Annotated in this window: 16 protein-coding genes, 1 tRNA gene and 3 pseudogenes; 1 reads left to right on the top strand and 19 read right to left on the bottom strand. The window is 44.0% G+C overall.

The features are described 5' to 3' along the window. Positions 1 to 3: 3 nt before the first annotated feature. The 4 genes from FOR85_RS10905 to FOR85_RS10890 are packed head-to-tail and all read right to left on the bottom strand — an operon-like array spanning position 4 to position 2,970. Positions 4 to 537, bottom strand: coding sequence for a pilus assembly protein PilP (locus FOR85_RS10905; protein WP_144297927.1), 534 nt, complete (start codon positions 535 to 537; stop codon positions 4 to 6). Beyond that, positions 537 to 1,265, bottom strand: coding sequence for a type 4a pilus biogenesis protein PilO (locus FOR85_RS10900; RefSeq protein ID WP_144297926.1), 729 nt, complete (start codon positions 1,263 to 1,265; stop codon positions 537 to 539). Before FOR85_RS10900 ends, FOR85_RS10905 begins: the two co-directional genes overlap by 1 nt. Continuing rightward, the gene (locus tag FOR85_RS10895; protein ID WP_144297925.1) at positions 1,262 to 1,915 is read right to left on the bottom strand and encodes a PilN domain-containing protein; all 654 of its coding nucleotides are present in this window, start codon (positions 1,913 to 1,915) and stop codon (positions 1,262 to 1,264) included. Before FOR85_RS10895 ends, FOR85_RS10900 begins: the two co-directional genes overlap by 4 nt. Next, the gene (locus FOR85_RS10890; protein ID WP_144297924.1) at positions 1,915 to 2,970 is read right to left on the bottom strand and encodes a pilus assembly protein PilM; all 1,056 of its coding nucleotides are present in this window, start codon (positions 2,968 to 2,970) and stop codon (positions 1,915 to 1,917) included. The genes FOR85_RS10895 and FOR85_RS10890 overlap by 1 nt, the downstream gene beginning before the upstream one ends. A gap of 193 nt (positions 2,971 to 3,163) precedes the next feature. Between FOR85_RS10890 and FOR85_RS10885 the strand changes: the two genes are divergently transcribed. Continuing rightward, positions 3,164 to 5,839 (top strand): penicillin-binding protein 1A, encoded by a 2,676-nt coding sequence (locus FOR85_RS10885; RefSeq protein ID WP_144297923.1) that lies wholly within the window; start codon positions 3,164 to 3,166, stop codon positions 5,837 to 5,839. Between the two features lie 117 nt (positions 5,840 to 5,956). On the opposite strand, the pseudogene FOR85_RS10880 reads toward FOR85_RS10885, so the two are convergent. From FOR85_RS10880 to tuf, 15 genes and pseudogenes are all read right to left on the bottom strand, one after another. After that, positions 5,957 to 6,304: pseudogene (locus FOR85_RS10880) on the bottom strand (transposase); the annotation flags it as partial. A gap of 18 nt (positions 6,305 to 6,322) precedes the next feature. Next, complete coding sequence (locus FOR85_RS12650) at positions 6,323 to 6,478, bottom strand: hypothetical protein (protein ID WP_156508462.1); 156 nt, start codon at positions 6,476 to 6,478, stop codon at positions 6,323 to 6,325. Between the two features lie 29 nt (positions 6,479 to 6,507). Then, complete coding sequence (locus FOR85_RS10875; RefSeq protein WP_144297921.1) at positions 6,508 to 6,993, bottom strand: winged helix-turn-helix domain-containing protein; 486 nt, start codon at positions 6,991 to 6,993, stop codon at positions 6,508 to 6,510. 67 nt (positions 6,994 to 7,060) lie between these two features. Further along, positions 7,061 to 7,600, bottom strand: a complete 540-nt coding sequence (locus tag FOR85_RS10870; RefSeq protein WP_144297920.1) for a DUF6586 family protein — start codon at positions 7,598 to 7,600, stop codon at positions 7,061 to 7,063. A gap of 235 nt (positions 7,601 to 7,835) precedes the next feature. After that, positions 7,836 to 9,029, bottom strand: a pseudogene (locus FOR85_RS10865) (IS4 family transposase); the annotation flags it as partial. 237 nt (positions 9,030 to 9,266) lie between these two features. Next, complete coding sequence (gene rpoC / locus FOR85_RS10860; RefSeq protein ID WP_144297919.1) at positions 9,267 to 13,487, bottom strand: DNA-directed RNA polymerase subunit beta'; 4,221 nt, start codon at positions 13,485 to 13,487, stop codon at positions 9,267 to 9,269. Between the two features lie 167 nt (positions 13,488 to 13,654). After that, positions 13,655 to 17,773 carry a DNA-directed RNA polymerase subunit beta gene (gene rpoB / locus FOR85_RS10855; protein ID WP_144297918.1) on the bottom strand — a complete coding sequence of 1,373 codons (4,119 nt, stop codon included), beginning with the start codon at positions 17,771 to 17,773 and terminating at the stop codon, positions 13,655 to 13,657. A gap of 803 nt (positions 17,774 to 18,576) precedes the next feature. Further along, complete coding sequence (rplL, locus tag FOR85_RS10850; RefSeq protein WP_144297917.1) at positions 18,577 to 18,948, bottom strand: 50S ribosomal protein L7/L12; 372 nt, start codon at positions 18,946 to 18,948, stop codon at positions 18,577 to 18,579. Positions 18,949 to 19,074: 126 nt separating this feature from the next. After that, positions 19,075 to 19,602: a 50S ribosomal protein L10 gene (rplJ, locus tag FOR85_RS10845; RefSeq protein WP_025652244.1), complete on the bottom strand. Its 528-nt coding sequence runs from the start codon at positions 19,600 to 19,602 to the stop codon at positions 19,075 to 19,077. A gap of 427 nt (positions 19,603 to 20,029) precedes the next feature. Next, entirely contained in the window at positions 20,030 to 20,731 is a 702-nt protein-coding gene (gene rplA, locus FOR85_RS10840; protein WP_144297916.1) for a 50S ribosomal protein L1, read from the bottom strand. After that, entirely contained in the window at positions 20,732 to 21,163 is a 432-nt protein-coding gene (gene rplK, locus FOR85_RS10835; RefSeq protein ID WP_068405081.1) for a 50S ribosomal protein L11, read from the bottom strand. 90 nt (positions 21,164 to 21,253) lie between these two features. Further along, positions 21,254 to 21,784, bottom strand: a complete 531-nt coding sequence (gene nusG, locus FOR85_RS10830) for a transcription termination/antitermination protein NusG (protein ID WP_057761729.1) — start codon at positions 21,782 to 21,784, stop codon at positions 21,254 to 21,256. A 70-nt stretch (positions 21,785 to 21,854) separates the two neighbouring features. Further along, a complete protein-coding gene (secE, locus tag FOR85_RS10825) occupies positions 21,855 to 22,340 on the bottom strand; it encodes a preprotein translocase subunit SecE (RefSeq protein WP_144297915.1) in 486 nt (161 codons plus the stop codon). A gap of 51 nt (positions 22,341 to 22,391) precedes the next feature. Beyond that, positions 22,392 to 22,467, bottom strand: a tRNA-Trp gene (locus tag FOR85_RS10820). A 525-nt stretch (positions 22,468 to 22,992) separates the two neighbouring features. Next, positions 22,993 to 23,136: pseudogene (tuf, locus tag FOR85_RS10815) on the bottom strand (elongation factor Tu); the annotation flags it as partial.

The following is a 23,136-nucleotide window of genomic DNA, read 5'->3' as shown; positions in this document are numbered from 1 at the left end:
GACTTAGCTTATAGGGGAGACCAGCGACTGGGGTTTTTCAACAAACCCGGCGCGGCTGTCTGGCACAATTTCAATCAAGTTAATCTGGGTCGGCGTGATTTCAACAATACGGCCGTCATTTAAGCCAAGATAGTTACCGACTCTTACGCTCGCAACCGAACCGTCAGGACGCTGTACTAAAGCATATTGCTGACCTTCAGGTGAAATAACGACGCCGCGAAAGACGAGTTGCGATAGCTCATATTGTTCAAGTGGTTCTTTCACTCGGGTTATATCAGGGCGCACACCATCAATAGAGGTGGCAGGGCCTTGGACATTTACTAAGCTTGGCGGCAAAAATGGGCTGCGTTGCGTACTGGCACTATAAACAAAATCTTCTACCAGCTCAGCCTTGGGCGGCGGCTCAATCGGCTGTGCTGGCTGATTACGAATATCAGTCATCGCCTGCTCTGCCATGCCAATACGGTCAGTACAACCGGTCATTGACAAAACAGTCGCGCTTAAAATCAGCAGCATGGGCAGTTTTTGGTTACGCATTAGTTGCCTCCTGCAGCATCAGTAGCAGCATCTGGTGCAGTGGTTTCTTCACCTTCAGGAGCAGCTTCTTTTGAGCGATAGGTTTTGGTTTGTAGCACCAGATTGAGCTCAGGTAATACATCTAGAGTTGGCTGCGGATTACTGACTTCAAAATCATGCATGGTAATAATACGCGGCAAGGCAGCAAGACCACTGATAAAGCTACCAAACTGATGGTATTCTCCTAAGGCAGCGATACGAATAGGCTGCTCAATAAAAAACTCATTTTCAATTTCAGGCTCAACAGAGATATCTTGAAAACGAATGTTACTGCCAACGCCCGTCATATTGATACCTTCGACCAGCTCTGATACGCGGGTATCTTTTGGGAGTTGATCGAGTAAAGTATTAAACTCAGTTTCCATTTGAATCACTTGCGCTTGATAGGCTTTTAAATGACGTGCACGCGATTCTTTTTCGCGGTAGCTATCAAGTAAAGTTTGCTGCTGACTTTCAGCCGCATTAATTTCATCAATTTTGCTGCTGATTGGCAGCGCCCAAGATAGTGCTGCAATCAAAGCAATAATAAATCCAATCACGGTGACTTTGACAGGAAGCGGCCAGCTGCCGTAGTTTTCGCTGTCTAATGATTCAAAACTACGGCGAAACTCATTTAAGTCAAACTGCTTTTTTGTACTTAGCGCCTCTTTCTTGGTTTTAACCAAGCTCTTTTTTCGAATCAGTTTCATAACTCACCTCCAGACGCAGCGTTAGCCTCAATCTCTTCTGCTGTTTCTGACTGTACTTTAGTCGTGACAACAAACTGAACATAGCTGTCTTCAGGATAAACCGGGCGCGACTGCTCTCCAGTGGTTACCGTATTTTCTAAGGCGGGCGCGGCTTGATAAGCGCTGATATTCTGCTGAATATTGCTTACCGCTGAATTGCCCATCCATTTACTGCTATCTAAATTACGAATCAAGCTAGAGACGACGTTTGGATTGTCAGCAAGACCTGTTAACGTCAGTACATCGCCTTCGCGTTTTAAATTGGTTAAATACAGCGCGGGCGGTATTGCTTTGGCAAGATCATCCCATATACGGACTGGAACCGGGCGTCGTCCTTGTAAATCTTGGATAACCTGCATGCGTGAGATGATGTCTTCACGGCGCTGCTCTAAGCTATCAATCTCGACCAAGGCTTTGTCTAAGCGAACGTTTTCTTGCTCAATCAGTGCATTGGCATCCAATTGCTCATCGAGTTCATTGTTAAAATAGCTCCATGAGGCGAATGCCGCTAATAGAGTTAACAAAGTTACTGCGGCAACCAAAGTGATAAATTCTTTATTGCGGCGTTCGCGCTCTTCTTGCCGCCAGGGCAATAAGTTAATACGAGCCATTAGTCGAAGCTCCTTAACGCAAGACCGCACGCGGCCATTAAGCTTGGTGCATCAATCGCCAGTTGCTCATTGTCAATGTGCGGAGCGATGGTCATGTTGATGAACGGATTTGCGATAGTGACAGGGACACCCAATCGTTGCTGCGCCATACCGGCAAGCCCTGCAATAGAGCTGCTACCACCCGCTAGCACGACATGATCAATACTGCTGTATTGGCTAGATGAGAAGTAAAACTGTAATGAGCGCGTAATTTGCTGGATGGTATTTTCGATAAACGGTGTCAAAACCTCAGGATAGTAATCATCAGGTAAAGTGCGTTCACGTTTGCTAATGGTTGCTTCTTCAGCAGATAGTCCATAACGGTTTTGAATCGCATCAGTGAGCTGAGCACCACCAAATAATTGTTCACGACTATATATAAACTCACCATTTTTAGCAATATATAATGTAGTTTGATTATGATCAATATCGACTAAAGCGACCAAGTCTGGTACATTTGGCAAGTTATCTGCCATTAATCCAAAAGCACGCTCAATGGCATGCGATTCGATATCCATCACTTTGGTTTGTAAACCGCCAAAAGTGAGCGCATCGACTCTCTGGTCGACGTTTTCTGAGCGTGACGCCGCCAGGAGCACTTGCACCATATTATCGTTTATCAGTGACGGCCCTAGTACCTCAAAGTCCAAATTTACATCTTCTAATGGATAAGGAATATATTGATCAGCATCCAAACGAATTTGTGCTTCACGCTCGACATCGTTAAGCACCATATCCATATCAATAATTTTGGTAATGACGGCGGAACCTGATACAGCAGTTGCCGCACTACTGCCCGCAGCTTGGCAACGCCTTGCTAGGCTTGCTATAGTATTACCCACTGCTTCAGTGTCTACGATGAGTTTGTCGACGACTACGCCTTCTGGTAGCGCTTCGATACCGTAAGACTTTAAATGAAAGATACCTTGTTGGCGCTGAATGTCGACCAGCTTTACTGACGTGGCGCAAATATCCACACCAATCAAATGCCGACTTTTAGAAGTAAATAGCCTCACAAACTCTATACCTTATATTAAGTGTACATTCTGATAGTTATTTGTAATAATTTAGTACAATACTTTACTTAACAGATAGATTCAAGCATTTAAATTACTTATTAAGGCACAATTACACATTTATTATTACTTGCCTATTTTGTTCAAGGTATAATCTCCTACCTGTTGCAAATTTTAATTGATAAGCCTGATTATGACCAAAAAAAATGCTACCGCTCGTCTCATTCACTTTTTGGTGGGGCTTTTCATTGCCTGCTTAGCGTTAGCGCTTATTTTAGCGCTTGCTGTACCGATTGGTTTTTATGGTATGGCGATGTATTTAGCGCCAACCTTACCCAGTACACAAGAGATTAAAACCGCCAATCTTGAGATGCCTTTACAGATTTATAGTAGTGACGATAAGCTAATTGGCCAGTATGGCAATCGTCTATCGTTGCCGGTTACGTTTGACGAAATCCCTGAAGGCTTAACCCATGCCTTTTTGGCGGCAGAAGATGCAACATTTTTTCAGCATAGCGGTATCAGCATTAAAGGACTTGGTCGCGCTGTGACCGAAGTGGTAACCGACGATGAAAGTCAAACCGGCGGCTCTACCATCACTATGCAGGTCGCTAAAAACTATTTCTTAAGCCCGGAACGTACATTAAATCGTAAATTAACAGAGCTGTTTTTGGCCCGTAAAATAGAAGATGAGCTCAGTAAAAACGACATTCTTACTTTATATGTCAATAAAATCTATCTAGGCGAAGGCGCTTACGGTATCCGTGCTGCTGCCAAGAAATACTATAGTAAATCACTTGATAACCTGACGGTGGCCGAGATGGCTATGCTTGCAGGTTTGCCAAAAGCCCCTTCTAAATACAATCCTGTCGCCAATCCTAGTCGTGCGCTAACCCGCCGCAACTGGATTATCGGCCGTATGCATGAGCTTGGTTATATCACTAAGGCGCAGCACGACGAAGCCATCAACGCCCCTATCGGTATCAACCTGTATCAAGAAAAGCTTGATATGAACATGCCGTATTTGGCAGAGATGACACGTTCTGCCTTGGTCGAGCGCTATGGCGAACAAGTCATGAATGGCGGTTGGCGCGTGCGTTTGACTGTTGATAGTGAAGCGCAAAAAGCAGCAGAAAAGGCAATATTGACGGGGCTTGTGGCCTACGAGCATCGTCATGGTTGGCGCGGTCCAGAAGCAAACGGTGAACCGCTGGAAAAATTCCGTCGTTATAGCAGTATGTCGCCGGCAAAAGTCACTAAGGTTAACTCGCGCAGTTTTGAAGCAACCCTGCAGTCCGGTGAAAACGTCACCGTCAACTGGTCTGGCATGAGCTGGGCACGTAAATATATTTCTGCCGACCGTATTGGCTATTTTCCGAGTAATGCCAGCCAGATTGTTAGTAAAAATGACATCGTGCGCTTGATACCAGCCGCTAATGGCAGTTGGCAATTGAGTCAAATACCAGACGTACAAGGCAGTTTGGTTTCCTTAAACCCTGAAACAGGCGCTGTACGAGCTTTGGTTGGCGGTTTTGATTTTAATCACAGTAAATTTAACCGCGCCCTACAAGGCTGGCGCCAGCCCGGCTCAACGATTAAACCACTGGTTTATACCGCGGCCCTAGAAAAAGGCTACCGCCCAGACAGCATTGTTTCAGACCGTCCGATTCAAGTAGGCGATTGGAAACCTAAAAACTCTGACCAACGTTTTTTAGGCGATATTACCTTGCGCCGTGGACTTTATTTATCACGTAACTTAGTGTCTATTCGCTTGCTACAAGCCATTGGTATCTCCGATGCACGTAATTTATTAGATGAGTTTGGACTCGATAAAGAAAAGCTGCCTACCACTTTGTCGTTAGCATTGGGCACAGGTCAAGCTACCCCATTACAAATGGCGACGGCTTATGCGACCTTTGCCAATGGTGGTCATCGTATTCAGCCTTATTTTATCGACCAAATTTATAATTATAATAATAAGCTGCTGTTTCAAGCCAACCCGCAACAAGCATGCGCGTTATGTTTTAATGAACAGCTCGACGACCTCAACAAAAAACTTATCGAAGATTATGAAGCAAAAGTAGAAGAAGAAAATAAGGCGTCGAAAAAATCAGAGAGCGATATTAAAGCTGAAAATAGTTCAGATTCTGATGCTACAGAAGACAGTCCATTAAAAGATAGCAAAGCACTTGATGTAGAAGTTTATGATGCCAGTCCAGATTCGGATCGCCTAAAAGCGCCAGTTTTGCAGTATGTACGTGCTGAGCAAGCGCCGCGTATTTTAAAACCGCGAGTGGCTTTTGAGATGGCCGATATTCTACGCGACGTTATCCAGCGCGGTACGGCTGTGCGCGCGAAAGCGTTGGGACGCGATGACATTGGTGGCAAAACCGGAACGACGAATGAAGCAAAAGACGCATGGTTTGCAGGGTTTCATCCTACCAATGCTACTGTCGTTTGGATGGGCTTTGATCAGCCATCAACGCTTGGACGCCGTGAATATGGCGGCGTGGCAGCGCTGCCTGTTTGGATGGACTTTATGAAAGCCCAGTTAAATAACACCCCTCATCAATGGGTAGCTATCAATAACCGTGCCAAATCTAAAAAGCAGAAGCAGACTATCATAGAAATGATGGACGAAGGCGCAGCTGAGCTTGAAGATGAAGAAGCAGATGATGGCAAATCAGCAAAGCCAGTCAAAACCACCACTCAACAACGTAAGCCACCTGCCCCTGAGCCAGTTGAAGAGCAGATTCAAAATCGACCCGCTCCTGAAAAACCAAAACCAAGTCGTACTGATAACGGTAATCCTCAAAACAAACCTTTATCAGCCACGCCGGTTGAGCGCATGCCGCCGATGCCCGAATAAATAAGGGGCAGTTTTGGTGTAGATGTAAAGAAAAGGTCTGGCACAATTTCACTGTGCCAGACCTTTTTTATTAACACTTATTTATAAAAATAAAGCCTATTATACCAAACCCAACAATTAAAGTTGCGCCCAAGCACGAGCAGTTAACGACCGAATTCTTTGTGGCTGTTTAAGCAAATTATTCCAAGCCAAGCAAGTGGCATCGACAATAGCCTCATAACTGTCATAACAACGATTAGATAGCTCATTTTGCTTAAGGTACTGCCATACTCTCTCAGAAGGATTCAGCTCAGGTGAATAAGGCGGTAGTTTAAGCATAGTGACATTAGCCTGATTCAAGCTTGGTTGATGCCATAATGCGCCGTCCATCACCACCACCGCATGACGTCCTTTTGGAACGGCTTTACTAATCTCTTGCATATGCAATAACATGGTATGTTTATTCACTGAAGGCAGTACTAAGCCGACAGCCTTCTTTGTCGCTTACCAAAAGGCACCAAACAGATAAGCGGAATGAAACTGTTGCTGCTTGATCAGTCGAGGTCGCCCACCGCGGTAATGCCAAACTCTGGTCAATGAGCCTTGTTGTCCTATTCGAGTTTCATCTTGAAACCAGATGTCCACTTGATCTAGGCTCACATCAGTAGGCAGTGACGCCTTAACCTGTGCTATAAAGTTTTTTTAAAAGCGTCTTGAGCTTGTGGGTCGGCTTTTGGATGCTGACTACGAGCACTTATCCAACTCATATTAATACGCTTGAGTAGCTCGTAGATACCGTTAACGGTGTAGTGAGCGTTGTAGTGTTCTTTAGCCAATTGCTGAATGTCTTTGCCGGTTAGACGACCGCCAGCGCGCTTTTCTTGTTCAGAGACTATCATGGCTTTAAAAGCGTCTGTGTCTGCTTCTGCCAATTTGCTGTGACGACCTCGACGATGACGATCGTAGAGACTCTCAAGTCCTCGTTCATAATATCGCTTCAATGTCCGTCTGGCAGTTTCAGGATGTATGCAGAGGTCTTTAGCAATATCGTTGGTGGCTTTGCCTATACTATATTGGTGTAAGATGAGCAGGCGTAGTCGGGCTCTGGGATTGCGCTCAGTCTTTGAGTGTTTGCCAAAGTCATGGTCTTCTAGGTTATGTATTGGTATGGTCATAAGTGGATGATACTATATATTTTGGGTTTGGTATTACTTAAACAGAGTATAAAAGCCTAGAGGTTATTTAAAACTCAACCATACCCGCCCGTAGTTGTTCGATCAGCTCTAATAATTGCTGACGCCATTCGCGTACGGTCGCCTCATCTGGCAGCCACTGATTTGATAAGGTAACGACATTAACAATCAGATCGGGTGCTGCTGTGCCGCGACCTGCCTTGTCATTTATTACCTTATCATCTATTATATTCTCAGGTAACACTGGATATAAACAACGCTGATAGGCACGCTCTATATCAGCCAAAAAACCTTGCTGTAAAAGCTGCTCTAAGCGCTGTACTTCAGGTGATACTTGCGTGCGGGCGCCTAATGCTTCTTCAATGTCTGCTAAGGTTGGCGCGGTCATCGTTAAACCATAAAAATTTCCAAGCTCTTGTATAAAAGCAAGATAGGCGCCGTATAAATGAAAAATAGCGGTTTCACAGTGCGCTTGGTATAGTTGTTTATCGCTCGTATTAGCAGCTGCTTGACAGGCCAAACGACAAAAATATAATTTTTGATTGGTGCGATCAGCTTGATATTTAGCAACGCGAGTCTTACCTGCCATGCGCTTATCCTTATGTGTTTATGAGTTAATTGAGTGAAGTGAATCGTTTAATTGGCTACCATCATTGAAAATGTCATATCATTCTATAACGCGCTCAAAATCTATTAATAATAATTTAAAAAGCCTCTGTATGACAATGTACGATTCTCTTAAGTGACTGTCTAAGAAAATAATTTACCTGATTTATTTTCTTAAAGCCATAAAAAAGCCAGCGACTGAGGCTAATGCCAGTCAGTTAAGGCTGACTGGTATTTTTTTTGGGATATTTTTGTGGTTTACCCTTAACCACCCTCGGGCAAGATCGCTTTCTGCGTTCAGGAATGACAAACAATTTTCCTTCCTCTAAAACTGCATCTAACAACTTAGGGAAGAGTCCTGCAGCCTGTAAAGGCGCAAACCGTAACAGATCAACAATCGTAATAGACGCCATATGAAAGCTAATTCGTAGAGGGCTAACCTTAGCTCTAAGGGCCATATAGCGCATCAAACGTCTTATCAGATTATAAGCAATCATAAGCCCCCAGAACTCTTGTAACACAAGCTGCGGCAGCTTACTTCTTAACAACAGCCCCTGCTGTAGATCAGACTTAATTTCCCTAAAAGCCATCTCGATCTCCCAGCGCTGCAAGTACAGCTGTGCCACTTTATCCTTAGTAAAGCGTTTATCATCTATTAAAGAGGTGATGTATCGTCTTGTCTTACCCTCATAACGACACTCAATTAATCGAGCTTGCCAAGTATCGGGTAGGTTTGGATTTTTCTTTTGAGCTTGGGGAGAAACCGGCATTTGTATCAAGTAGTCCCCTTCACTAAAGGTTTCAATCACACTGTAACGCAGATTATCTTTAGCCCGCATGAGCCAGTGACTGTTTGGATGGGTTTGTTGCCAACTAATCAGTAGGTCTGCTGAGAAATAGGCTCTATCAAAGAGCGTAATGCTGTTGTCTTGAATATTTAGCTGACGGGCTAATGTGATCTCTCCTTGACTCATATCTCCAAGGGTTGTGTCAATGATTTCATGCGTGTCAGTATTGATCAGGCATACCGAACGCATTTGGGGATAGGGCGCCTCTTTAGTTCTGCCTTTGCTTGAGCTAAAGTGCTGAAGGTTCTCATCAGTGTATGGGAGTGAGTATACGACGCCGTCTACAGCGTGGACGCTAAGTCCCATGAAGTCTTGCTGCTGGGCTCGTGATTCTGTTTGGTAGTGAGCACTTAGTTGATGAAATAGCTGCTTTAGAGGCTCATGCCCGAGCCGTTGTCTTGCTTGTACCACTGCACTGGGTACGCAGGCCTGTGAGTCTATATTAAGACGCATCTGCTCTGTGATATACCAAATTGAACGGTTTCGATATAAAGCTGTGCCGATGACTATCCAAACAACGTGTTCGGCAGGTAGCTTACGCCTTCTAATGCTCGCTTTGCCGGTATACTCTAAAGCTTACTGTATCCACTCAGGGTCTATTAATTCACTAAATTGTTCTAGGGTGTCTGGAATCCTTTTATGCGTCTCATTAATAGCGTCTTGTAGTCTCATAGTAAAATAGCCCATCTACTTATTAGATGGGCTATTTTATTACTTTTATTGAGTTTTTGCCTTAACTGACTGGCATTAGCGACTGAGGCTGGCTTTTTTATTGAGAAAAATAACTAAAGGTTATCTAGATTAATGATTACCTTGGTTAAGCTCTTGAGCAAAGGCTTCATCAAAGCTTGCAAAGTCTGTACTATCGGTACTAGCAGACATATCAAACGCTGCATTCAAATCATTATCTTGCAGTTTTTGCTCCGCTTTTTCTTTGCGGGCTTTATGATAAGCAAGACCAGTACCAGCAGGAATCAAGCGACCAACCACCACGTTCTCTTTTAGACCGCGTAGCTCATCGACTTTACCTGTCACAGCTGCTGCCGTTAGGACACGGGTTGTCTCCTGGAACGATGCCGCTGAGATAAAGCTTTCTGTTGCCAGACTTGCTTTGGTAATACCAAGCAATTGACGCTCATACTTAACTGGGAATTTATCTTCCGCTTCCAGTTTCGCATTCAACGCTTTAACATCAGCGTACTCAACCTGATCGCCTTTGAAGTAGCTTGAATCACCACCGTCTGTTACTTCAACTTTACGCAGCATCTGACGAATGATAACTTCGATGTGCTTGTCGTTGATTTTCACGCCCTGCAAGCGATAAACGTCCTGTACTTCGTTTACGATATAATCAGCAAGCGCAGTTTGTCCTTTCAGACGTAGAATATCGTGCGGGTTTTGTGGACCATCAGCGATAATCTCACCACGAGCAACCGTCTCGTTTTCAAAGACGTTGATTTGACGCCATTTTGGGATTAGCTCTTCATGGACTTCACCATCTTCATTGGTAATAATGAAGCGATTTTTACCTTTGGTCTCTTTGCCGAAGCTGACGACACCGGTCATTTCCGCCATGATGGCATGATCTTTCGGACGACGCGCTTCAAATAAGTCAGCAACTCGTGGTAGACCACCGGTAATATCTTTGGTTCCTGAAGACGCTTGTGGTACACGGCCCAAGATAGAACCTGCAGCAACCTTCTCACCATCGCTGACACGAATAATCGTTTCAGCTGGTAAGAAGTAAACCACTTCTTTACCTTCGTCAGTGTTCAAGATAATCGCTGGACGTAAGTCTTTGGCTGAACTTGAACGGTCACGAGTCGCTAGGATTTCAAACGAGCTCATACCAGTGGCATCATCAACTTTAACCGTTGCTGTCGAACCATCAACAATATCACTAAAGCGTGCGGTACCGGCGAACTCTGTGATAATTGGGTGCGTGTGCGGATCCCATTTAGCGATGGTTTGACCACCTTCGACCTGCTCTTCGTTTTTCACAAGAACGCTAGAACCATAAGGTACTTTATAGCGCTCACGCTCACGGCCAAGCTCATCGGTCAATGCCAATTCTGCTGAACGCGATACGATAACCAAATGGCCATCGGTATGTTGTACCGTTTTCATGTTCTCAAAGTGCACTTGACCCGCATTACGTGCCGAGATGCTATTGTCTACAGAAGCAGAACTTGCGGCCCCACCAACGTGGAACGTACGCATGGTTAACTGAGTACCCGGTTCACCGATAGACTGCGCTGCCATAACACCGACTGACTCGCCGATATTGACTTTGTGTCCACGAGCAAGGTCACGACCGTAACACTGTGAACAAACGCCATGCTCAATATCACACGTGATGACCGAACGTACCCAGATATCATCAATCGCGTTGTTATCAAGAACATTTACCCAATACTCATCGATCAAGGTACCTGCTGGAATCAAGACTTTTGACGCATCATCGTTGTAAGTAACATCACGCGCGGTCACACGGCCAAGAACTAGCTCACCGAGCTTCTCGATGATTTCGCCACCTTGAATGTGCGGCTTCATGAGCAAGCCTTCCTCAGTACCACAATCTTCGCTAGTGATAACCAAATCTTGCGCTACGTCAACCAAACGGCGCGTCAAGTAACCTGAGTTCGCGGTTTTTAGAGCGGTATCGGCAAGACCTTTACGCGCACCGTGCGTTGAAATAAAGTACTGCAGTACGGTCAGACCTTCGCGGAAGTTGGCTTTAATCGGCGTCTCAATAATTGAGCCATCCGGTTTTGCCATCAAACCACGCATACCTGCCAACTGACGAATCTGAGCGGCACTACCACGAGCACCAGAATCCGACATGATAAAGATAGAGTTGAACGATTTCTGCTCGTCTTCTTCACCTTTGGCATTGATAACTTTATCAGTTGCCAAGTTATCCATCATCGCTTTAGCGACTTTATCATTGGTACGCGACCAGATATCGACGACTTTATTATAACGCTCACCCGCGGTCACAAAACCTTGCTCGAATTGATCTTCAATTTCGCGAACTTCTGCTTCAGCGGTTTCGATGATTTGTTTTTTTAGCGGTGGAATAACCATGTCATCGATACCGATAGACACGCCAGATAAGGTTGCTTGTGCAAAACCAAGGTACATCAATTGGTCAGCGAACATAACACTTTCTTTCACGCCAACTTTACGGTAGCAAGAGTTAATCAACTTAGAGATATTTTTCTTGGTCATCTCTTGGTTACACTCATCAAACGTCATACCTTTAGGCATGATATTCCAGATAAGTAGACGGCCAGCAACGGTATCTTGCATCTTGACTTCTTTGGTCTCATTACCTTCGTCGTTGACATGAGTTTCCGTCACACGCACTTTAATCTTAGCGTTAACATGCAAATCGTTTGAACCAATCGCACGCAATGCTTCATTAACGGTGGCAAAGATCATGCCCTCGCCTTTGGCATTGATTGACGAACGGCTGATGTAATACAAGCCCAATACAACGTCCTGTGACGGTACGATGATTGGATCACCGTTGGCAGGCGACAAGATATTGTTGGTCGACATCATAAGCGCACGTGATTCAAGCTGTGCTTCTAGGGTCAATGGCACATGTACCGCCATTTGGTCACCATCAAAGTCAGCGTTGAACGCGGTACAAACGAGAGGGTGTAGCTGAATCGCTTTACCTTCAATCAATACTGGCTCAAATGCTTGTAGACCCAAACGGTGAAGCGTCGGCGCACGGTTTAGTAGTACTGGATGCTCACGGATAACCATGGCCAGCATATCCCACACTTGTGGCTCTTCACGCTCTACCATCTTTTTAGCGGCTTTAATCGTTGTCGCTAAACCATGAGACAATAGTTTGTTATAAGTAAATGGCTTGAATAGCTCAAGTGCCATTTTCTTTGGTAGACCACACTGATGTAGACGCAGCGTTGGACCTACAACGATGACCGAACGACCAGAGTAGTCAACACGCTTACCAAGTAAGTTTTGACGGAAACGACCTTGCTTACCTTTGATCATATCTGCCAAAGATTTCAATGGACGCTTATTACTACCGGTAATCGCACGACCACGGCGACCGTTATCAAGCAAGGCATCGACTGACTCTTGCAACATACGTTTTTCGTTACGTACGATGATATCAGGCGCACTTAGCTCTAATAGACGCTTTAGACGGTTGTTACGGTTGATCACGCGGCGATATAAATCGTTTAGATCTGATGTCGCAAAACGCCCACCTTCTAGCGGTACTAGCGGGCGCAAATCTGGTGGTAGTACTGGTAAAATATTCATTACCATCCACTCAGGCTTGTTATTAGAATCACGGAATGCTTCTAATAATTTAAGACGCTTAGACATCTTTTTAAGCTTGGTTTCAGAACCAGTTTGTGGAATGGCTTCACGCAGCTCATCAATCTCGATATCTAAATCGATATCTTTTAATAAATCTTGAACCGCTTCAGCACCCATTTTGGCCGTGAACTCATCGCCAAACTCTTCAAGCGCTTTATAATAATCTTCATCATCAAGCAGCTGATACTTCTCTAAAGAAGTCAGACCAGGCTCGGTGACGATATAGCTTTCAAAATATAGGACGCGTTCGATATCACGAAGCGTCATATCTAGCAAAAGACCAATGCGGCTTGGTAAAGATTTTAAGAACCAAATATGCGCAACAGGACTGGCTAGGTCGATATGACCCATGCGATCGCGGCGTACTTTAGCGGTCGTGACTTCAACGCCACATTTTTCACAGATAACGCCTTGGAACTTACGGCGCTTGTATTTACCGCATAAACATTCAAAGTCTTTTACGGGGCCAAAGATTTTGGCACAGAACAGACCATCACGCTCAGGCTTAAAGGTACGATAGTTAATCGTTTCTGGTTTTTTAACTTCACCATGTGACCATGATTTGATCACATCAGGTGAGGCCAACGTAATTTGAATACTGTCAAATTCATGGTTACCGTTGCCGGTAGGGCTTTGCATGATATCGAGTAAATCTTTCAAGTTGCTTCTCCGTTATCTTTATAATCATCTGACAGCGTACTATGAGCGCGGCTAAGATGAATGAAGGCAATGAATAGGGTTGAGACAAATCACTAAAAGCAGCAGCAATAAAGCAGACTGCCTTTAGTGGACAACTAAGTTAAACAGCAATTTTGCCTGCGTTGGTTTTAGTTGCTTTGTTTTAACTCAATATTAATACCCAGTGATTTGATTTCTTTGGTCAATACGTTAAATGATTCAGGCATACCTGGATCCATATATTGTTCACCATCGACGATGTTTTTGTACATACGTGTACGGCCTTCAACGTCATCCGACTTCACCGTTAGCATCTCTTGCAAGGTATAAGTCGCGCCATAGGCTTCTAGGGCCCAAACTTCCATCTCACCGAAGCGCTGACCACCGAACTGCGCTTTACCGCCAAGTGGCTGCTGCGTCACAAGCGAGTAAGAACCGGTAGAACGCGCATGCATCTTGTCATCAACCAAGTGGTTAAGTTTGAGCATATACATATAGCCAACGGTTACTTTACGGTCAAACTTCTGACCCGTACGACCATCATACAAGGTCTGCTGACCATCACGATCCATTCCCGCAAGCTCAAGCAATTCTTTGACTTGATACTCATGAGCACCATCAAATACTGCGGTACCCATTGGTACACCGTCACGTAAGTTGTCCGCCAGCGCCATGATGTCATCATCACTTAAGCTATCAAGATCAACACTCTCACCGCCTACCTTGTTATAGATTTTATCTAAGAAATCACGCAAATCTTTAATCGCGGCTTGCGCTTTGAGCATACCGTCAATCTTTTCGCCGAGACCTTTCGCTGCCATACCCAAATGCGTCTCTAGTACCTGACCGATGTTCATACGCGATGGTACACCAAGTGGGTTCAAGACGATGTCAACGGTATTACCATGTTCATCATAAGGCATGTCTTCAACCGGCATAATGCGCGATACCACACCTTTGTTACCATGACGACCGGCCATTTTATCACCAGGCTGGATACGGCGTTTAACCGCTAGATATACTTTAACGATTTTTTGTACGCCATGCTGTAAATCATCACCAGCGGTCAATTTGCGTTTTTTCTCAGCAAATTTCACATCGATGTCTTTTTGCTTATCGACCAAGTAATCAGCGATTTGGGTCAGACGCTCAGAGATTTCTTCTTCAACCGGCTGAATATCTAATAAGGTTTCAAGGCTCATCTCTTTCATGTCAGCCAAGGCCATGACTGTACCGGCTTTTAGACCAGAACCGCCACTGACTTTTTGACCGTCAAGCAAGCTTGCGATACGGCCACGAGCCGCTTCTTCAAAGATGCGTAGCTCTTCTTTTAAATCTTTACGATAGCTATCAAGCTGTGATTTTTCAATCGCTTTGGCACGCGCATCTTTTTCAACGCCATCACGGGTAAAGACTTGGACGTCAATGACCGTACCTTTGCTTGATGTAGGTACACGTAATGAGGTGTCTTTCACATCAGCCGCTTTTTCACCAAAGATCGCTCTGAGCAGTTTTTCTTCTGGCGTCAATTGCGTCTCACCTTTTGGCGTGACTTTACCAACTAAGATATCACCAGCATCAACTTCAGCACCGATATAAACGATACCTGCTTCATCAAGGCTTGATAACGCCGCTTCACCAACGTTTGGAATATCGGCAGTAATCTCTTCGGTACCAAGCTTAGTATCACGTGCCACACAAGTTAATTCTTGGATATGAATGGTGGTGAAACGATCCTCTTTGACCACTTTTTCAGATAACAAAATCGAATCTTCGAAGTTGTAACCATTCCAAGGCATAAAGGCGATGCGAATGTTCTGACCTAACGCAAGCTCTCCAAGGTCGGTTGACGGACCATCGGCTAAGATATCACCAAAGGCAATTTCGTCGCCTTGGTTAACGATAATACGTTGGTTAATACAAGTGTTTTGGTTTGAGCGCGTGTATTTAATCAAGTTGTAGATATCAATACCCGCTTCACCGGCGACCATTTCATCTTCATTGACACGCACGACGATACGCGACGCATCAACGTCTTCGATCACACCGCCACGCTTCGCGATCACACAAACACCAGAGTCACGAGCAACGTGACGCTCCATGCCAGTACCAACTAACGGCTTATCAGCACGTAACGTAGGAACGGCCTGACGTTGCATGTTTGAGCCCATGAGCGCTCGGTTAGCATCGTCATGCTCTAGGAACGGAATCAAACCGGCGGCAACCGATACCACCTGACTTGGTGACACATCCATATGCGTCACTTTTTCTGGCGGCATACGTACAAATTCACCATAGCTACGCACACTGACCATTTCATCAGATAGCGCGCCATCAGCGGTCACTGGTGAATCCGCCTGAGCAATGACCGTACCGACTTCTTCAATCGCTGACAAGTATTCGATTTGATCCGTTACTTTACCGTCAACCACACGGCGATATGGTGTTTCTAAAAAGCCAAAGCTGTTAGTTTTAGCAAAAGTCGCTAATGAGTTAATCAAGCCAATGTTTGGACCTTCAGGTGTTTCAATCGGACAGACACGGCCATAATGGGTATCGTGAACGTCACGTACTTCAAAGCCTGCACGCTCACGGGTCAAACCGCCCGGTCCTAACGCTGATACACGACGTTTATGCGTCACTTCCGATAATGGATTGTTCTGATCCATAAACTGTGATAACTGACTTGAACCAAAGAATTCTTTCACTGCTGCCGCTACAGGCTTCGAGTTAATCAAATCTTGAGGTGACAAGTTATCAGATTCCGCTGATGATAAGCGCTCTTTAACCGCACGCTCAACACGCACTAAGCCGACACGGAATTGGTTTTCAGCCATCTCACCAACTGAACGAATACGGCGGTTACCTAAATGGTCGATATCATCGACTTCGCCGCGACCATTACGAATTTCAATCAATTCTTTTAGGACATTGACAATATCATCATTAGTCAAAACACTACGCGCGCGCTGTACATCGGCATCGTCAGTGTCTTCAAACTCTAGACCCAAACGACGGTTAAACTTCATGCGGCCGACGTTTGATAAGTCATAACGGTCAGCGTTAAAGAACATGCTCTCAAACAGTTTTTCAGCAGTCTCAACCGTTGGTGGCTCACCTGGGCGCATAACTTTATAGATTTCAATCAAGGCTTCTTCACGGCTTGAGGTGCTATCGGCACGTAGCGTATCGGCAATATAACTGCCTTGATCGATATCGTTGGTAAATAGAATGTTAAATTCTTTGATAGAATCACTGGCTTCATACGAGCTTAACTTAACCAATAATTCATGATCAATAAGCGTATTGGCACGCGCAATCACTTCATCATTGACAACGATGTCTTCGGCCAAAATGCGCTCGTATAAATACTCATCAGGAATCGCAATTTTGGTCATACCGGCTTCTTCAAGCTGACGGATACGGCGGGCGTTGATACGTTTGCCCTGCTCGACGATTACCTCACCTTCTGGTGATACGATATCAAACTGTGCCATCTCGCCACGCAGACGATCAGCAACCAAATCGATCTCAAACTGCTCTTCGCCTTTATATACTTTTACTTTGTCAAAGAACAAATCTAAGATTTCAGAGGTAGTCAGACCAAGCGCGCGTAGAATAATAGACGCAAGTAATTTACGGCGACGGTCAATACGAGCGAAAACCAAATCTTTGGCATCAAATTCAAAGTCTAACCAAGAACCACGGTAAGGAATGATACGGGCGTTGTAAAGCACCTTACCACTTGAATGCGACTTACCTTTATCGTGATCAAAGAACACACCTGGTGAGCGATGTAGCTGTGATACGATCACACGCTCAGTACCGTTGATAATAAAGGTACCGTTGGCCGTCATTAGTGGCATCTCGCCCATATAGACACTTTGCTCACGGATGTCTTTAATCGCCGCTTTGCTATCTTTATCTTTGCTGTCTTTATCTTTAATAATCAGGCGGATTTTAACGCGCATTGGCGCCGCAAAGGTCGAACCACGTAAGATACACTCACGCTCATCAAACTCAGGCGTACCTAAATAATATTCAACGAATTGTAGCTCTGCGTTACCAGAGTGACTCTCAATTGGAAAAATAGAAGAAAACGCAGCTTGTAAACCAGTATTCTCACGAGCTTTTGGCTTTTTATGCTCTTGCAAAAATTGCTCATAAGAATCTACTTGGATAGACAACAAATAGGGAATGTCCATCACAGTAGGCAATTCAGCAAAACTTTTGCGAATACGCTTTTTTTCAGTATAAGAATATGCCATCGAGAGTCCTTACAGTAAACGTGGAAACAAATTGAAAGCGCGGCCGACTTGCATCAATACTATTTAATATGAATATCATGCAAACTTGGCAACGTAAACGATAATATAAAACGGATATTCATGCTCATTTAATGACTGCTAATTAATTCACGCGTATAGTGCATAATTAATCCAGTTTATTTAAGCGTAAATCGGCATCTAAGCATGCCTATATGAGTGCTAACACTAAAAATTTCAATGCTTTGCACCTTTTAACTTTGTAGTACTTACGAGTAACCACTGCACCGTATCTAAGACCAATAACTGGCATTTAGATACTATTGATTCTCTTTGTAAATTCACTTAAAGTACTATTGTTACTTCTTTTTTAAAAACCTACTCAGCATCTGCTATCATAAGTAATATCGTCACTGATATCTACCGTCTACCAGTGCATATACTGACAGTAAAACCTTACCAGATGACTTAATGAACAGCGTTTAGATTAAAAATCTGAGATAACTATAAATTTTGAAACAGTGACTTATTATAAAGCAGTGACTTTTAGAATCAGTATAAATTATAGTGTTAATGAAAAGCATGCAGACACAAAAAAATGCCAAACATCGATCGACGTTTAGCTCGTTAACTGATTTCAATAACTACTAAGTGTGCTTGCATGTATATCGTCTGTCCTTTTGATGGGTATCCACCGTGATGTTGCATACGTATGTTGGCAGACACAAAAGGTCAAGCTACGGATTATAATAAAAAAAAGCTGATAATGCAAGGCATTACCAGCTTTTTTTGTACAGCAGTTGAACTTATTTTAGTTCAATAGTTGCACCAGCTTCTTCAAGTTTCTTTTTCAACTCTTCAGCTTCAGCTTTGTTTACGCCTTCTTTGATTGGAGCTGGAGCGCTTTCAACCAAATCTTTCGCTTCTTTCAAGCCAAGGCCAGTCGCTTCGCGAACTGCTTTAATGACGCCAACTTTCTTCTCGCCAAAGCTGGCAAGAACAACGTCAAACTCGTCTTTTTCTTCAGCAGCGGCAGCAGCAGGACCAGCAGCAGGTGCAGCAGCGGCAACAGCAGCAGTTACGCCGAATTTTTCTTCCATGTCGCTGATTAACTCAACGATATCCATTACTGACATTTCAGCGATTGCGTTTAACACATCATCTTTAGATAGTGCCATGAGAACTCTCCGTTATCTGATAAAATTTAGTTGGTTTTAATATCGCTTGGATTGCTTGCCAAATGTTTAAATAGGGTTGGCAATACAGTGCAATCGGCGATGTCAAAGTTACGTTAAAACAAGCAATTAAGCAGCTTCTTTTGCGTCTTTGATTGCCGCTACCGTGCGAACGAACTTGCCAGGAACTGCGTTCATAGTCTGGACAAGCTTGGTCACTGGTGCGTTCATAGTAGCCATTAGGATAGAGATTGCTTCGTCGCGAGTTGGTAGCTTCGATACGCGCTCTAGCTCTTCTGGACCATAAACTTCACCACCGACTGATACCAATTTGGTCTCTAAAGCTTTGTTATCTTTGCTGAAGTCGAAAACGACTCGAGCGGCAGATCCCAAATCTTCCATAGAGAAAGCCAAAAGTAGTGGACCAGTCATACGGTCTGACATGCTCTCAAACTTAGTGCCTTCAAAAGCGCGTTTTGCTAGGGTATTTTTTACCACTTTCAAAACGACACCTTTATCACGAGCTTGTTCGCGCAGCTGAGTAAGCTTTGCAACACCAATACCGTGATATTCGGCAGCTACTGCTGAGTAAGCATTAGCAGCAACTTCAGACACTTCAGCCACAACTTGTTGTTTTTGCTCTAGCGTTAATGCCATAAGTTGACTCCTTTAATCTTATCAATCCGCTCATTATTTAATATTCTAAAACCAAAGTTTTGGACAATGTAAATAACTTACGACGACTGACTTGATACGACACGTTATTTATAAACCCCATAAAGAGTTCATTCATAACGACTGATTACGGCACCGTTATCAGACTGACATCGAGTAATAATTTGGTATAAATACCAATCTATTGGCTCTTATCAACAACTGGGTGGGTCACCGTCTGCGTAGGACAACTAAGATTTTCACCTGTCGTCGATTAACAAAAGCAGCTTATTGTCACAAGTAACAGTAAACCGCTTTCTACCTACGGTCTTAGACAGCGGAGCGTTTGCTACGCTGACCTAATTCTTTAAAACAATATAGGCGCTTTATTCAAAATAGTTGAATAAAGAGCAGTTTTTATATAGAAAAATTATTTGGCAACGCGATATGGAACAGGATCAATTGAGATGCCTGGGCCCATAGTGCTAGACAAGGTAATTTTCTTAATGAAAGTACCTTTAGACGTCGCAGGTTTAGCGCGTTTAAGATCAGATAGCAATGCTTGAGCATTTTGCATAACTTGCTCAGCAGTAAAGCCAACTTGACCGATCGTGGTATGGATAATACCCGCTTTATCAACCCGGTACTGTGCTTGACCCGCTTTCGCATTAGTCACAGCTTCAGCAACGTTAGGCGTTACCGTACCAACTTTTGGGTTAGGCATTAGGCCACGTGGACCTAAGATAGTACCCAATTGACCAACCACACGCATGGCATCAGGTGCTGCGATAACCACGTCAAAGTCCATGTTACCGGCTTTGATTTGCTCAGCTAGGTCTTCAAAACCAACGATGTCAGCACCAGCTTCTTTAGCGGCTTCAGCAGCAGCGCCTTGAGCAAATACAGCAACGCGTTTGGTTTTACCAGTACCCGCAGGAAGGTTAGTAGCACCACGAACGACTTGATCAGATTTACGTGGGTCAACGCCCAAGTTTACTGCGATATCGATAGACTCTTTGAATTTAAGGGCTGGCAAATCGTTTAGGATTTGAACGGCTTCTTCAAGAGTGTATAATTTTTCGTTTTCAACGCGCTCAGCGATTAGCTTTTGACGCTTAGTAAGTTTACTCATTTACACACCCTCCACGGTAATACCCATTGAACGTGCAGTACCAGCGATAGTACGGACAGCAGCATCAAGACCAGCAGCGGTTAAGTCTGCATCTTTAGTCTTAACGATTTCTTCTAATTGTGCACGGTCAACTTTACCGACTTTAGCGGTGTTAGGTGTACCAGAACCTTTAGCGATGCCAGCAGCCTTACGTAGTAAGTATGCCGCTGGTGGTGACTTCATGATGAAGGTAAAAGATTTATCGCTGTATACGGTGATCTCAGTAGGAATCGGTAGACCCGGCTCTTGGTTTGAGGTCGCAGCGTTAAATTCTTTACAGAACGCCATGATGTTCACGCCTTTTTGACCCAATGCTGGACCAATCGGTGGTGAAGGATTTGCTTTACCTGCAGGCACTTGCAGTTTGATGTAACCATCAATCTTCTTAGCCATGATACTCTCCTAAATGGGTAATAGCGCCAAATCAATATGGTATGCACCTCATTGACTAACAGCTCCCCGGTTGATGAATGTTTTACCGGTTTAGTCTAGTTTTTCAACCTTACTAAACTCAAGCTCGACTTGCGTCGGGCGATTAAATACGTTTACCGTTAAATGCAGTTTAGACTTCTCATAATCCACTTTTTCTACCAACCCTTTAAAGTCAGTAAATGGACCATCGATAACCAATAACTCTTCGCCTGGCTCAAATAGCGTCTTAGGACGTGGGTCAGTTTCAGTCTGGTTCAAACGGTTCAAAATACGGTCGGCTTCTACTTGCGTAATCGGTGCAGGCATCTCAGGCGTACCACCGATGAAGCCCATAATACGAGGGCAGTCTTTGACTATATGCCACGTGTTGTCGTTCATTTCCATCTGAATCAATACATAGCCTGGAAAGAACTTACGCTCACTTTTACGCTTTTTGCCGTCTTTCATTTCGACGACTTCTTCAGTAGGAACCAGTACATCACCGAATGACTCAGCAAAGTCACTACGGTTAATACGATCAGTTAACGAACGTTGTACTTGCTTTTCATATCCTGAAAACGCTTGGACAATATACCAACGCATATCACGCTCCTGATCAGTAAAGTTAAGTCGTTATAAGTAAATTTGGTTTAATGGACACTAATACGCGTCATTAACCAATAAAAATACCAACGAACCAGTTAAAAAAGTTATCTAATAGCCAAACCAAAAAACCCACAATAGCAATCATGACAATCGTTTGCCATGTGTATTGAAAGGTTTCATCTTTGCCAGGCCATGTGACTCGGCGTAGCTCAACGGCGGCATCTTTTAATAATATTTTAAAAGCGCGGCCTTGATGCGTTAACGCTAAGCAGACCAAGGCAATAATAACTAGAGCAACGATGATACCAATACGCATCCAAACATCATTGGCAGGTTGCCAATAGCCTGGTAAGTATTGATTGACTAAGGTTGCTCCTATCAAAATTACTGCGGCAAGTAGCCACAATACCACATCTTTAACTGAACCAGTTTTAGCAACTTCAACAGCAGAAGTACCGCTCGCTGAGATGTGCTTATTTTTAGACAGCATTCCACCAGCAACCGCCTTGGCATCAGATAACTTAGTCTCGAGGTTATCTTGATTATTGCTCATAAAGAACTCGCTTCGGAGATGATGGGGTACAACAAAGATGAGATAAGAAGATGGCAGGCGATGTAGGACTCGAACCTACAACCCTCGGTTTTGGAGACCGATGCTCTACCAATTGAGCCAATCGCCTATGGGTGTAAAGGACAGCATTATACAATATTGAGCATGGAATGCAAGCATTTAGAAAAAATATTCTACCATTGCTACTCAATACTATAGATTAGGCACTTAATAGCGATAATAAAATCAGCCATAAAAGGCGCTAATGAGCTGCAGCGTTAATATAGCAAGCTCGGTTAAAAATTACAATAGACACCAAGCAGATAATAAGCGCTTTTTAAGGTACATGTATAAACCCATATAAGGTGAGATTGGTTTTTGTCTGCCCTACTCTTCTACTATAGTGAGTGAAAAGTAATATAGATACATCACACACTGCTGATATCAATTTTTCTTGCTTGCTGTGCCTGCGCAGACAGAGGCTACAAAAAATTGATATCAGCAATACCATCGCGTTTTTAGGATATGTTTACTATATGTCTTTTTAACCCCTTATCCGCATTCATACCCCATAAAAAAAGCCACCCTTTATCAGGATGGCTTTTTTCTTACTACATAACGCTTAGATAACTCTATAGCGTTAGGGTTTTGATGCTTAGCTAAGGACGTTAGCAACAACACCAGCGCCTACGGTACGGCCGCCTTCACGAATTGCGAAGCGAAGACCTTTGTCCATAGCGATTGGGTGGATAAGCTCTACGCCCATCTCAACGTTGTCACCAGGCATAACCATTTCAGT

Origin of the sequence: Psychrobacter sp. YGAH215 (assembly GCF_007280595.1) — a bacterium.
GTDB lineage: Bacteria > Pseudomonadota > Gammaproteobacteria > Pseudomonadales > Moraxellaceae > Psychrobacter > Psychrobacter faecalis.
This window is presented reverse-complemented; position numbering and strand designations above follow the sequence as displayed.

Coding starts and splice junctions, on each gene's coding strand:
- rplL (WP_144297917.1), bottom strand. CDS start 18,948: ATGGCACTATCTAAAGATGATGTGTTAAACGCAATCGCTGAAATGTCA.
- FOR85_RS10870 (WP_144297920.1), bottom strand. CDS start 7,600: ATGGCAGGTAAGACTCGCGTTGCTAAATATCAAGCTGATCGCACCAAT.
- rplJ (WP_025652244.1), bottom strand. CDS start 19,602: ATGGCATTAACGCTAGAGCAAAAACAACAAGTTGTGGCTGAAGTGTCT.
- FOR85_RS10875 (WP_144297921.1), bottom strand. CDS start 6,993: ATGACCATACCAATACATAACCTAGAAGACCATGACTTTGGCAAACAC.
- secE (WP_144297915.1), bottom strand. CDS start 22,340: ATGAGCAATAATCAAGATAACCTCGAGACTAAGTTATCTGATGCCAAG.
- nusG (WP_057761729.1), bottom strand. CDS start 21,784: ATGCGTTGGTATATTGTCCAAGCGTTTTCAGGATATGAAAAGCAAGTA.
- rplA (WP_144297916.1), bottom strand. CDS start 20,731: ATGAGTAAACTTACTAAGCGTCAAAAGCTAATCGCTGAGCGCGTTGAA.
- rplK (WP_068405081.1), bottom strand. CDS start 21,163: ATGGCTAAGAAGATTGATGGTTACATCAAACTGCAAGTGCCTGCAGGT.
- FOR85_RS10905 (WP_144297927.1), bottom strand. CDS start 537: ATGCGTAACCAAAAACTGCCCATGCTGCTGATTTTAAGCGCGACTGTT.
- FOR85_RS10895 (WP_144297925.1), bottom strand. CDS start 1,915: ATGGCTCGTATTAACTTATTGCCCTGGCGGCAAGAAGAGCGCGAACGC.
- FOR85_RS10900 (WP_144297926.1), bottom strand. CDS start 1,265: ATGAAACTGATTCGAAAAAAGAGCTTGGTTAAAACCAAGAAAGAGGCG.
- FOR85_RS10885 (WP_144297923.1), top strand. CDS start 3,164: ATGACCAAAAAAAATGCTACCGCTCGTCTCATTCACTTTTTGGTGGGG.
- rpoB (WP_144297918.1), bottom strand. CDS start 17,773: ATGGCATATTCTTATACTGAAAAAAAGCGTATTCGCAAAAGTTTTGCT.